This is a genomic window from Streptomyces sp. CA-243310 (assembly GCF_050936775.1).
In the GTDB taxonomy this organism is placed as follows: Bacteria; Actinomycetota; Actinomycetes; order Streptomycetales; family Streptomycetaceae; genus Streptomyces.
Map to the genome: position 1 here is coordinate 1,494,747 of NZ_JBNJMF010000001.1, position 12,920 is coordinate 1,507,666.

Here is a 12,920-nt window from a genome sequence, read left to right on the forward strand (position 1 = left end):
GTGTTCACGTGTGTGTTCATGTGTGTGTTCACATGCCGAAACCCTTCGCGTGACCCGGGGGCTTCTCCCCTAGGCTGGGTGACGTGACCCCCGCTGACCTCTCTCGTACCGTCGTGCGCGCCGTGCGCTGCGCCGTCGAGGACGGGGAGCTTCCGGCGGACGCGGTCGTTCCCGACCGGGTCGTGGTCGAGCGGACCCGCCCCGGTGGGGTGGGGGAGTACGCCACGCCCGTCGCGTTCCAGGTGGCCAGGTCGGCCCGCCGCGCCCCCGGTGAGGTGGCGGCGGTGCTCGCGCGCAGGCTGGAGGTGGCGGACGGGATCGAGCGCGTCGAGGTCACCGGGGCGGGGTTCCTGAACTTCGTACTGCGCAAGCGTTCCGTCGCCGATCTGGTGCGGGAGATCCACGCCCAGGGGATCCGGTACGGATGCGCCCCGGACCCTGCCCCGCGACCCGCCCCGCCCCCCGCCCCCCGCCCCGGGCTCCGCGCGCGCGTCGTCCGCGAGGCCCTGTTGAGGATCGCGGCCACGCAGGGCTCGACGCCGACTGCCGGCGAAGCGGCGCCGAGTACCGCCGCCGTCCCGGACACCGCTCCGAACATCGCCCCCGTCCCCGCCGCGGAAGGGGATGTCGTCGCGCGCCTCGGCGCCGACGCCGCCACCTGGGCCATGCTCGCCGTCGCGCCCCACGAGAGTCCGGTGTTCCCCGAGCGGCTGCTCGCGCAGGACGAGTCCAACGAGTTCTTCCGCGTCCGGTACGCCCACTCCCGCGCCCGCGCGCTGACCCGCAACGCGGCCCTCCTCGGGTTCGGGTTCGGGTTCGAGGGCCTCCCCGGGGAGATGGCCGGCGAGGCGCCCGAAGAAGGGGTCGGCGATGTGACCGAAGCGGACGCCCTCCTGCGCGTCCTCGCCGAGCACCCCCTCGCCCTGGAGGCCGCCGCGCACCACCGTGCGCCCGAACGGCTCGTACGGCAGCTCGTCGAGCTGGCCGACGCCCTGCTCGACTTCCAGTACCGGGTGCTGCCCCGGGGCGACGAGAAACCCTCGGCCGCCCACCGTTCCCGGCTGGCTGTCGCCGAAGCCGCCGGGACGGTGCTGGCCGGTGGCCTGACCCTGCTCGGCATGGACGCCCCTGAACGCCTGTGACCCGCAAAGAGAGATTTCGATGAGCCGTTCCGCGCACCCCGCCGGCCCCCGCCACGCCGACGTCCTGCCCGAGGGCCACTACGCCCCGCCGCCCGCCGACCTGAACGCGCTCGACGAGAAGGTCTGGGCCCGGACCGTCACGCGCGGCGACGACGGCGTGGTCCGTGTCGGAGGCGTCGAAGTCACCCGTCTCGCCGAGGAGTTCGGGACGCCCGCCTTCTTCCTCGACGAGTCGGACTTCCGCGAACGCTGCCGCGCCTGGGCGCACGCCTTCGGGCCGGACGCGGACGTGTTCTACGCCGGCAAGGCGTTCCTCTCCAAGGCCGTGGTGAAGTGGCTCAAGGAGGAGGGGCTCAACCTCGACGTCTGCTCCGGTGGCGAGCTGGCCACGGCGCTCGCCGCCGAGATGCCCGCCGGACGCATCGCCTTCCACGGCAACAACAAGTCCGTCGCCGAGATCACCCGCGCCATCGAGGCCGGCGTCGGCCGCATCGTCCTCGACTCCTACCAGGAGATCGCCCGCGTCGCGCACATCGCGCGCGAGCTCGGCGTACGGCAGCCGGTGCAGATCCGCGTCACCGTCGGCGTCGAGGCACACACCCACGAGTTCATCGCCACCGCCCACGAGGACCAGAAGTTCGGCATCGCCGTCGCGGACGGCTCCGCCGCCGAGGCCGTGCGTCGCGCACTCGGGCACGACAGCCTGGAGCTGCTCGGCGTCCACTCCCACATCGGCTCGCAGATCTTCGACATGGCGGGCTTCGAGGTGTCGGCCAAGCGCGTGGTCCGGCTGCTGGCCGACGTCCGCGACGAGCACGGCGTCGAACTCCCGGAGATCGACCTGGGCGGTGGCCTCGGCATCGCCTACACCTCCGCGGACGACCCGCGCGAGCCCCACGAGATCGCCAAGGCCCTGCACGAGATCGTCGCCCGCGAGTGCGAGTCGGCCGGGCTGCGCGCCCCGCGGATCTCCGTGGAACCCGGACGGGCGATCGTCGGCCCGACGGCCTTCACGCTGTACGAGGTCGGGACGATCAAGCCGCTGGAGGGGCTGCGGACGTACGTGTCCGTCGACGGCGGCATGTCCGACAACATCCGTACCGCCCTCTACGACGCCGAGTACACGGTCAACCTGGTCTCGCGCGTCTCCGACGCCGAACCGATGCTCGTGCGCGTCGTCGGCAAGCACTGCGAGAGCGGCGACATCGTGGTCAAGGACGCGTTCCTGCCGGCCGACCTGGCCCCGGGCGACCTGCTGGCCGTACCGGCCACCGGCGCGTACTGCCGCTCCATGGCCAGCAACTACAACCACTCGCTGCGCCCGCCCGTCGTCGCCGTGCGCGACGGACAGGCGCGAGTGATCGTCCGTCGGGAGACGGAGGAGGATCTCCTGAGTCTCGACCTCGGATGATGAAATAGACGTCTCACTCAATGGACCGAGGATGGAAACTGCTGTCCATTGAGTGAGACTGGTTCACACCTGGTGTGCAAACCGCGCCCCGGGTAGCGATGGAAGATCGAAAGGCGTAGGTCGAATGATGCGTACGCGTCCGCTGAAGGTGGCGCTGCTGGGCTGTGGAGTGGTCGGCTCAGAGGTGGCGCGCATCATGACGACGCACGCCGAAGACCTCACGGCCAGGATCGGCGCGCCCGTCGAGCTCGCCGGCGTGGCCGTGCGCCGCCCCTCCAAGGTGCGCGAGGGCATCGACCCGGCGCTCATCACCACCGACGCGACCGCCCTCCTCAAACGCGGTGACATCGACGTCGCCATCGAGGTCATCGGCGGCATCGAGCCGGCCCGCGCCCTGATCCACACCGCCTTCGAGCACGGCATCTCCGTGGTCTCGGCGAACAAGGCGCTGCTCGCCCAGGACGGCGCCGCGCTGCACGCCGTCGCCGACGCCGCCGGGTTGGACCTGTACTACGAGGCGGCCGTCGCCGGCGCCATCCCGCTGGTCCGCCCGATGCGCGAGTCCCTCGCCGGCGACAAGATCAACCGGGTGATGGGCATCGTCAACGGCACGACGAACTTCATCCTCGACAAGATGGACTCGACGGGCGCCGGCTACCAGGAGGCCCTCGACGAGGCCACCGCGCTCGGCTACGCCGAGGCCGACCCGACCGCCGACGTCGAGGGCTACGACGCCGCCGCCAAGGCCGCGATCCTCGCCGGCATCGCCTTCCACACCAGGGTCCGCCTCGACGACGTGTACCGCGAGGGCATGACCGAGGTCAGCGCGGCCGACTTCGCCTCCGCCAAGCGGATGGGCTGCACCATCAAGCTCCTCGCGATCCTGGAGCGCGCCGCCGACGGCCAGTCCGTCACCGCCCGCGTGCACCCCGCGATGATCCCGCTCAGCCACCCGCTCGCGTCCGTCCGCGAGGCGTACAACGCCGTCTTCGTCGAGGCGGAGGCCGCCGGTCGGCTCATGTTCTACGGGCCCGGCGCGGGCGGTGCCCCCACCGCGTCCGCGGTCCTCGGCGACCTCGTCGCCGTGTGCCGCAACAAGCTCGCCGAGGCAACGGGGCCCGGCGAGTCGGCGTACACCCAGCTGCCGGTCAGCACCATGGGCGACGTCGTCACGCGCTACCACATCAGCCTCGATGTGGCGGACAAGCCGGGCGTCCTCGCCCAGGTGGCGACCACGTTCGCGGAGCACGGTGTCTCCATCGACACCGTCCGGCAACAGGGCAAGGACGGCGAGGCCTCCCTCGTCGTCGTCACTCACCGCGCGCACGACGCCGCCCTCACCGGGACCGTCGAGGCGCTGCGGAAGCTGGACACCGTGCGCGGTGTCGCCAGCATCATGCGTGTTGAAGGGGAGTAAGGACCCATGAGCAGCAATCGCACCCACCAGTGGCGCGGCATCATCGAGGAGTACCGGGACCGCCTGCCGGTCACGGCCACGACTCCGGTGGTCACGCTCCGTGAGGGCGGTACTCCCCTCGTCCCGGCCCAGTTGCTCTCCGAGCGCACGGGTTGTGAGGTCCACCTGAAGGTCGAGGGCGCCAACCCCACCGGGTCCTTCAAGGACCGCGGCATGACGATGGCGATCACCCGGGCCAAGGAGGAGGGCGCCAAGGCCGTCATCTGCGCCTCCACCGGCAACACCTCGGCCTCGGCCGCGGCCTACGCGGTCCGCGCCGGCATGGTCTGTGCCGTCCTCGTGCCGCGCGGCAAGATCGCGCTCGGCAAGATGGGTCAGGCCCTCGTGCACGGTGCCAAGATCCTTCAGGTCGACGGCAACTTCGACGACTGCCTGGACCTGGCCCGCGCGCTGTCCGACAACTACCCGGTGGCGCTGGTCAATTCCGTCAATCCGGTGCGCATCGAGGGTCAGAAGACGGCCGCGTTCGAGATCGTCGACGCGCTCGGAGACGCCCCCGACATCCACGTGCTGCCGGTCGGCAACGCCGGCAACATCACCGCGTACTGGAAGGGCTTCAAGGAGTACAAGGCCGACGGCCTGTCCTCCCGTACGCCCCGCGTGTGGGGCTTCCAGGCCTCCGGTTCCGCGCCCATCGTGCGCGGCGAGGTCGTCAAGGAGCCGCACACCATCGCGACCGCGATCCGGATTGGCAACCCGGCCTCCTGGGACTACGCCCTGCAGGCCCGGGACGAGTCGGGCGGTTTCATCGACGAGGTGACGGACCGCCAAATCCTCGCGGCCTACCGTCTGTTGGCCGCCCAGGAGGGTGTCTTCGTCGAGCCCGCCTCGGCCGCCTCGGTGGCCGGCCTGCTCAAGGCCGCCGATCTCGGACTGGTCGACCCCGGCCAGAAGATCGTCTGTACGGTCACCGGCAACGGCCTGAAGGACCCCGACTGGGCCGTCGCGGGCGCCCCGCAGCCCGTCACCATTCCGGTGGACGCCGAGGCCGCGGCCGCCCGGCTCGGCCTGATCTGACCCCGGGGTCCGACCCCGGTCGGGCCCCTCGCCGAGTTGCCGGATTCCGAAAGCCCCGGAATCCGGCAACTCGGTCCGTACGGCACAAAAGACAGCGGAATTCAGCGGAAGAAGTCGACACGCATCGTGCGCCTCCTGTGCGCCCTATGTCGCGAGAGAACCTTCCTTCGATACGCTGTACTTACATCCGCCACCGCGCATATGACTCGGTGCTGCCCCACGGGCCTTCGGATGTCGTGCGTTCCCCAGTACATTCGCAGCGAAGATCCCGCCCAGCACCAGATCTCGCACAGTCACAAGGAGTGTCATCGACCGATGGCAGGTCCAGCGTTCCGCGCCGCCGCCGTACGAGTGCGCGTCCCCGCCAGCAGCGCCAACCTCGGCCCGGGCTTCGACGCCCTCGGTCTGGCCCTGGGGCTTTACGACGACGTGGTCGTCCGGGTCGCCGACTCCGGCCTGAACATCGACATCGCGGGCGAGGGCGCCGACACCCTCCCGCGCGACGAGAGCCACCTCCTCGTGCGTGCCATGCGCACCGCCTTCGACCTGCTGGGCGGACAGCCGCGCGGCCTGGAGGTCGTCTGTGCCAACCGGATCCCGCACGGTCGGGGCCTGGGCTCCTCCTCCGCCGCGATCTGCGCCGGCATCGTCGCCGCCCGCGCGGTGACCATAGGCGGGGAGACGAAACTCGACGACGCCGCGCTGCTGGAACTCGCCACCGAGATCGAGGGCCACCCCGACAACGTCGCCGCCTGTCTCCTCGGCGGCTTCACCCTCGCCTGGATGGACGGCGGCAGCGCCAAGGCCATCCGTATGGAGCCCGCGGATTCCATCGTTCCGGTGGTCTTCGTGCCGTCCAAGCCGGTCCTGACCGAGACCGCGCGCGGCCTGCTGCCGCGCACCGTCCCGCACGTGGACGCGGCCGTCAACGCGGGGCGTGCGGGCCTGCTCGTGGAAGCCCTGACCAGGCGTCCCGAGCTGCTGCTGCCCGCCACCGAGGATCGGCTGCACCAGGAATACCGGTCCCCGGCGATGCCCGAGAGCGTGGCACTCGTGGGCCGACTGCGGGCGGACGGCATTCCCGCGGTCATCTCCGGCGCGGGCCCCACGGTCCTCGCGCTGGTCGACAACGGTGCGGCCGACAAGGTCGCGCGGCTCGCGGGCGAGGGGTGGGCCGCGAACCGGCTCGCCCTCGACGCCGCGGGCGCGAGCGTACTTCCGCTGGGCACGCAGGGCGGCTGAGCCTTTCCCGAATGGCCGCGGCCGAAAAGGGAGGGCGAGCCAGTGACCAGGGCGGGCGGCCGGGCAGGTCGCTCGCGCGGAAGGGCGTTACAGCCGGTGATTGAGAGGGGGAATGTCTGTTGGATCCGGTAGTGTTAGTCTCAAGTGCGCATCCGAAGCCGCCATGGCTCGGTGCTCAGTGTCCCGATTCGGGACCACCTTTCTTCCGGGAGCCTCCCCGACTGCTTTGATCGCCACCAGCAGTTTCGAGCACGCTCCGGAATCGGCGTGACATTCCCACGCTTTCAGCTCGGGGGCTTCTCGCCGGAACCACCCACGCACGTTTCTTTCCGCCGTATCCCTATCGGCGGACCACCGTCCCGGCCGCGGTCCACGACCCATCAGGTCATGGTCTGTTGTCGGACAGCACAACCGGTCGCCGAGCCAGACAGGCCGACGTCCGCTCCAGGGAAGGACCCTTCGTGAGCGACACCACCGATCTGATGGGCGCTGCCGACACCAACGTCGACACCAGTGCCCCCGCCGCGGGCGCCGCGCCCAAGCGTCGCCGCTCCGGCACCGGCCTCGACGGCATGGTCCTGGCCGAGCTTCAGCAGGTCGCGTCCGGCCTCGGTATCAGGGGCACCGCGCGTATGCGCAAGAGCCAGCTGATCGAGGTCATCAAGGAGGCGCAGGCAGGCGGCAGCGCCCCCAAGGCCGCCGCCGCGGACACCGCCGAGGCCAAGCCGAAGCGCCGCGCCACCAGCAAGGCCCGCACGGGCGACGTCGCCGCCGAGGCGCCCGTCGAGAAGGCCGCGCAACAGTCCCAGATCGACATCCCGGGCCAGCCGGCCGGGGGCCCCTCCCGCGCGAGCGAGGCCGAGCGCGGGGGCGAGGACGCCCCGGCCGGTGAGCGTCGCCGCCGTCGAGCCACCGCCCCCTCCGGAAGCCCGGAGTCCGCGGCGCCCGCCGCCGTGCAGGTCGAGCAGAAGACCGAGACCGCCCCCGCCGCGCAGACCGACGTCAAGGCCGAGGCCGCGACCGCCGTCTCCGGTGGCCAGGCGCAGGAGGCCGGCGAGGGTCGCGGTCGCCGCGACCGTCGCGACCGCGGTGACCGTGCCGAGCGCGGCGACGGCCGCCGCGAGCGCCGTGACCGCGGCGCCAAGGCCGACGACCAGGGCCAGGCCGGCCAGGGTCAGGCCGGTCAGGGTCAGGCCCAGGGCGGCCAGACCCAGCCGGGTCAGGGCCAGGGCCAGGCCGGTCAGGGCGCTCAGGGCGGAGGCCGGCAGGACCGCGGCGACCGCCAGGAGCGCGGCGACCGTCAGCAGCAGGGCGGGCGTGGCCAGGGCCAGAACCAGGGCCAGCAGGGTCGTCAGGACCGTCAGGACAACGGCCCCCAGGACGACTTCGACGGTGAGGACGGCCGTCGCGGCCGTCGTGGCCGCTACCGCGACCGTCGTGGCCGTCGTGGCCGTGACGAGTTCGCGCCGAGCGAGCCGCAGGTCGCCGACGACGACGTTCTGATCCCCGTCGCGGGCATCCTCGACATCCTCGACAACTACGCGTTCATCCGGACCTCGGGCTACCTGCCCGGCCCGAACGACGTGTACGTCTCCCTCGCCCAGGTCCGCAAGGCGGGCCTGCGCAAGGGCGACCACACCACCGGTGCGGTCCGTCAGCCCAAGGACGGCGAGCGCCGCGAGAAGTTCAACGCCCTGGTGCGCCTGGACTCCGTCAACGGCATGGCGCCCGAATCCGGCCGAGGCCGGCCGGAGTTCCAGAAGCTGACGCCCCTGTACCCGCAGGACCGGCTCCGTCTGGAGACCGACCCGGGCGTGCTGACCACCCGCATCATCGACCTCGTGTCGCCGATCGGAAAGGGTCAGCGAGGCCTGATCGTGGCCCCGCCGAAGACCGGCAAGACCATGATCATGCAGGCGATTGCCAACGCGATCACCACGAACAACCCCGAGTGCCACCTGATGGTCGTCCTGGTCGACGAGCGTCCGGAAGAGGTCACCGACATGCAGCGGTCGGTCAAGGGCGAGGTCATCTCCTCGACCTTCGACCGTCCGGCCGAGGACCACACCACCGTCGCCGAGTTGGCCATCGAGCGCGCCAAGCGTCTCGTCGAGCTGGGTCACGACGTGGTCGTCCTGCTGGACTCCATCACCCGTCTGGGCCGCGCGTACAACCTCGCCGCCCCCGCCTCCGGCCGCATCCTGTCCGGTGGTGTCGACTCGACCGCGCTGTACCCGCCGAAGCGCTTCTTCGGTGCCGCGCGCAACATCGAGGACGGCGGCTCGCTGACCATCCTGGCCACCGCGCTGGTCGACACCGGCTCGCGGATGGACGAGGTGATCTTCGAGGAGTTCAAGGGCACCGGCAACATGGAGCTCAAGCTCGACCGCAAGCTCGCCGACAAGCGCATCTTCCCGGCCGTCGACGTCGACCCGTCGGGCACCCGCAAGGAGGAGATCCTCCTCAACGCGGAGGAGCTCGCCATCGTCTGGAAGCTGCGTCGGGTGCTGCACGCCCTCGACTCGCAGCAGGCGATCGAGCTGCTGCTCGACAAGATGAAGAAGACCAAGTCGAACGCCGAGTTCCTGATGCAGATCGCCAAGACGACGCCCGGCGGCAAGAACGACGACTGACCGTCGCCGTAGCCGAACGTCCGACCGAAACCGCCCCCGCCGCCCTCCGCGGCGGGGGCGGTTTCGTCGTGTCCGGGGTGCGCGGGCGTATGTCGGTTCGTACACGCGGCGTACACGCTCTCGGTACTCGGTGCGACGTTCGACACACTCGCGCCCCCTCGGCACCCCCGTGCACGCGGCCCCCTCCCGTCGGGAAACCCCAGGCGAGCGCCCCGGCACGCGGTGGCCGCCGCAGGGTCGGCGGCCCGTGAGGGGGGCCCGATCGGGTCTGCGGGCGTGGAACCCTGAAGGACGTTAGTCCGTCTGTGTCAAAGGGCAGCAGGGGGAGATCGGCCGACCGGGCCGGGCGCCGTACGCAGGACTGAGGAGACCATGACCGAGGACAGCACGGGCCGCCGCGCCGCAGGCGGAGGGCGCCGACGCAAGCCGCCGCCGCGGCGACGCAAGGCCCTGACCGTCGTCGCCTGGACGGCCGCCGGCGTGGTCGTGTTGGGCGGCGGGGGACTGGGCTACTTCTACTTCAAGTTCAACGGGAACCTGAAGAGCGTCGACATCGACCAGGCGCTCGGCACCGACCGCCCGCAGAACGTCGACAACGGCTCCATGGACATCCTGGTCCTCGGCTCGGACTCGCGCGGCGGAGCCAACGGCGAGTACGGCCGCGACGACGGCGGCTCGGCCCGCTCCGACACCGCGATGATCATCCACCTGTACGAGGGCCACAAGAAGGCGAGCGTGGTGTCGATACCGCGCGACACCATCGTGAAGCGCCCCTCCTGCGAGACCTCGGACGGAAAGACGGACAAGGGCGGCAACCGCTCGCAGTTCAACGAGGCCTTCACGGTCGGCGGGGCCGTCTGCGCGGTCAAGACCGTCGAGAAGATGTCGGGGATCCGCATGGACCACTACATCGAGGTCGACTTCACGGGCTTCAAGAAGATCATCGACAACCTCGGCGGCGTCGAGGTCACCACCACCAAGCCGATCAAGGACGGCGCCAGCCACCTGAACCTGCCGGCAGGCGTCAACAAGCTCAACGGCGAACAGGCCCTCGGCCTCGTCCGGACCCGCAAGAGCGTCGGCGACGGCAGCGACCTGGGACGAATACAACTCCAGCAGGCCTTCATCAAGGCGCTGATCAAGCAGGTCAAGAACGTCGGCGTCTTCGACAACCCCAAGCGGCTGCTCGGCCTGGCGGACTCCGCCACCAAGGCGATCACCACCGACCGGGCGCTCGGCGACGTGAAGTCCCTGATGGGCTTCGCGCAGGGACTCCAGGGCATCGACGGCGCGGACATGCAGATGATCACCCTCCCGGTGGCCGGCGACCCCGTCGACCCCAATCGGGTCGTCCCGCTCACCAAGGAGTCGAAGATGGTCTGGGACTCCCTGCTCGCCGACCAGCCGATTCCGGCCGAGGCGACCGCGGACTCGGCGGGGGACAAGGGCACGGCCGGGGCGATCGTACAGAGCCCCTGACGCGAGTCGCCGCAGGTCAGAGCGGTTCCTCACGGGGCCGGAATAGATGCCCGTCGCTCCCTGTTGAGGAGGGCGTCCTCAGAATTTTGACAGGCGGCCCGGTCCTGGCAGACTGGTCTGTCGGCCCCGGTTCACGCAGCGCGCAATTCGGCTCCTGCGACCCGGCGCCCTCCCGAATCTAGGAGACACCTTGAAGCGCGATGTTCACCCCCAGTACGTCGAGACCCAGGTCAGCTGCACCTGTGGCGCGTCGTTCACGACCCGTAGCACCCTGACCGAGGGCACCATCCGTGCCGAGGTCTGCTCCGAGTGCCACCCGTTCTACACGGGCAAGCAGAAGATCCTCGACACCGGTGGCCGTGTGGCCCGCTTCGAGGCCCGCTTCGGCAAGGCTGCCGGCTCGAAGTAGCGAGCCTCCGGCGCCGGATCCCGGCTGCGCACCGTTTCGCACGGGGGCAGCCGGGCCGGCGCCTTTCTCGTCCCGCAGCCCTTTCTCACTTATCTCCAGGAGCCCCCGATGTTCGAGGCGGTCGAGGAACTGATCGGCGAGCACGCCGATCTGGAAAAGAAGCTCGCCGACCCTTCGGTCCACTCCGATCAGGCCAACGCCCGCAAGCTGAACAAGCGCTACGCGGAGCTCACGCCGATCGTCGCCACCTTCCGCGCGTGGAAGCAGGCGGCCGAGGACATCGAGACGGCCAAGGAGTTCGCGGCGACCGACCCCGACTTCGCCGCCGAGGCCAAGGAACTGACCGCACAGCGCGAAGAGCTCACCGAGAAGCTCCGCCTGCTGCTCGTTCCGCGCGACCCGAGCGACGACAAGGACGTGCTCCTTGAGGTCAAGGCCGGCGCGGGCGGCGACGAGTCCGCCCTCTTCGCGGGCGACCTGCTGCGCATGTACCTGCGCTACGCCGAGCGCGTGGGCTGGAAGACCGAGATCATCGACGCCACCGAGTCCGAACTCGGCGGTTACAAGGACGTACAGGTCTCCGTCCGCACCAAGGGCGGCAACGGCGCCACCGAGCCCGGCCAGGGCGTCTGGGCCCGCCTGAAGTACGAGGGCGGCGTGCACCGCGTCCAGCGCGTGCCGGCCACCGAGTCCCAGGGCCGCATCCACACCTCCGCCGCCGGCGTGCTCGTCACCCCGGAAGCCGAGGAGGTCGAGGTCGAGGTCAACATGAACGACCTCCGCATCGACGTGTACCGCTCCTCGGGCCCCGGCGGCCAGTCCGTCAACACCACCGACTCGGCCGTGCGCATCACGCACATCCCGACCGGTGTGGTCGCCTCCTGCCAGAACGAGAAGAGCCAGCTCCAGAACAAGGAGCAGGCCATGCGCATCCTGCGCTCGCGGCTGCTCGCCGCAGCCCAGGAAGCCGCCGAGCAGGAGGCCTCCGACGTGCGCCGCAGCCAGGTGCGCAGCGTGGACCGGTCCGAGAAGATCCGTACGTACAACTACCCGGAAAACCGGATCTCGGACCACCGGACCGGCTTCAAGGCGTACAACTTGGACCAGGTGCTCGACGGCGACCTCGACCCGGTCATCCAGGCCTGCGTCGACACCGACTCCGCGGCCAAGCTCGCGGCCGCCCACTGATCCAGACCCGCACCACCCCCCCCGTACGACAGCAGCCCGGAGGACCAGCGTGAACTTGCTGCTTGCCGAGGTGGCCCAGGCCACCCAGCGGCTGGCCGCCGCCGGCGTGCCCTCACCGCGCTTCGACGCCGAGGAACTCGCGGCCTTCGTGCACGGCGTCAAACGGGGGGAACTGCACCACGTCAAGGACGTCGACTTCGACGCCCGGTACTGGGAGACCATCGCCCGGCGCGAGGCGCGCGAGCCGCTCCAGCACATCACCGGCCGCGCCTTCTTCCGGTACCTGGAGCTCCAGGTGGGCCCCGGGGTCTTCGTGCCCCGGCCCGAGACCGAGTCGGTCGTCGACTGGGCCATACAGGCAGTCCGGGCGATGGACGTCGTCGAACCGCTGATCGTGGACCTGTGCGCCGGGTCCGGGGCCATCGCCCTGGCCATGGCCCAGGAGGTGCCGCGCTCGCGCGTGCACGCGGTCGAGCTGTCCGAGGACGCCCTCCAGTGGACCCGCAAGAACGCCGAGGGCTCCCGGGTCACCGTCCACCAGGGAGACGCGCTGAGCGCGCTGCCCGAACTGGACGGCCAGGTGGACCTGGTGATCTCGAACCCGCCGTACATCCCGCTCACCGAGTGGGAGTACGTCGCCCCCGAGGCCCGCGACCACGACCCCGAGATGGCGCTGTTCTCCGGCGAGGACGGCCTCGACACCATCCGAGGCATCGAGCGCACCGCCCACCGGCTGCTGCGACCCGGCGGGATCGTCGTCATCGAGCACGCAGACACCCAGGGCGGCCAGGTCCCGTGGATCTTCGCCGAGGAGCGGGGCTGGGCCGACGCGGCCGACCACCCCGACCTCAACAACCGCCCGCGCTTCGCGACCGCCCGCAAGGCCCTGCCGTGAGCGCGCCCCTTCCCGTCACCACCCCGC

Annotated in this window: 10 protein-coding genes; all 10 read left to right on the plus strand. The window is 70.8% G+C overall.

Annotation, left to right across the window (positions count from 1 at the left end):
* Positions 1 to 83: 83 nt before the first annotated feature.
* The 10 genes from nrtL (at position 84) to prmC (ending at position 12,893) form a co-directional block, all read left to right on the plus strand.
* On the plus strand, positions 84 to 1,142 hold the full coding sequence (gene nrtL / locus ACQEVM_RS07115; RefSeq protein WP_433076157.1) for an ArgS-related anticodon-binding protein NrtL: 1,059 nt from the start codon (positions 84 to 86) through the stop codon (positions 1,140 to 1,142).
* Between the two features lie 19 nt (positions 1,143 to 1,161).
* Positions 1,162 to 2,553, plus strand: coding sequence for a diaminopimelate decarboxylase (lysA, locus tag ACQEVM_RS07120; RefSeq protein WP_433076159.1), 1,392 nt, complete (start codon positions 1,162 to 1,164; stop codon positions 2,551 to 2,553).
* Between the two features lie 124 nt (positions 2,554 to 2,677).
* Positions 2,678 to 3,970 (plus strand): homoserine dehydrogenase, encoded by a 1,293-nt coding sequence (locus ACQEVM_RS07125; protein WP_433076161.1) that lies wholly within the window; start codon positions 2,678 to 2,680, stop codon positions 3,968 to 3,970.
* A 6-nt stretch (positions 3,971 to 3,976) separates the two neighbouring features.
* Entirely contained in the window at positions 3,977 to 5,047 is a 1,071-nt protein-coding gene (gene thrC / locus ACQEVM_RS07130) for a threonine synthase (RefSeq protein ID WP_267798018.1), read from the plus strand.
* A gap of 315 nt (positions 5,048 to 5,362) precedes the next feature.
* Positions 5,363 to 6,289 (plus strand): homoserine kinase, encoded by a 927-nt coding sequence (gene thrB / locus ACQEVM_RS07135; protein ID WP_433076163.1) that lies wholly within the window; start codon positions 5,363 to 5,365, stop codon positions 6,287 to 6,289.
* Positions 6,290 to 6,750: 461 nt separating this feature from the next.
* Complete coding sequence (gene rho / locus ACQEVM_RS07140; RefSeq protein WP_433076165.1) at positions 6,751 to 8,922, plus strand: transcription termination factor Rho; 2,172 nt, start codon at positions 6,751 to 6,753, stop codon at positions 8,920 to 8,922.
* Positions 8,923 to 9,294: 372 nt separating this feature from the next.
* Positions 9,295 to 10,401, plus strand: a complete 1,107-nt coding sequence (locus tag ACQEVM_RS07145; RefSeq protein ID WP_433076167.1) for an LCP family protein — start codon at positions 9,295 to 9,297, stop codon at positions 10,399 to 10,401.
* Positions 10,402 to 10,591: 190 nt separating this feature from the next.
* Entirely contained in the window at positions 10,592 to 10,810 is a 219-nt protein-coding gene (rpmE, locus tag ACQEVM_RS07150) for a 50S ribosomal protein L31 (protein ID WP_053677420.1), read from the plus strand.
* A gap of 108 nt (positions 10,811 to 10,918) precedes the next feature.
* Positions 10,919 to 11,998, plus strand: coding sequence for a peptide chain release factor 1 (gene prfA, locus ACQEVM_RS07155; RefSeq protein ID WP_351385456.1), 1,080 nt, complete (start codon positions 10,919 to 10,921; stop codon positions 11,996 to 11,998).
* A 49-nt stretch (positions 11,999 to 12,047) separates the two neighbouring features.
* Complete coding sequence (prmC, locus tag ACQEVM_RS07160; protein WP_433076170.1) at positions 12,048 to 12,893, plus strand: peptide chain release factor N(5)-glutamine methyltransferase; 846 nt, start codon at positions 12,048 to 12,050, stop codon at positions 12,891 to 12,893.
* Positions 12,894 to 12,920: the final 27 nt, after the last annotated feature.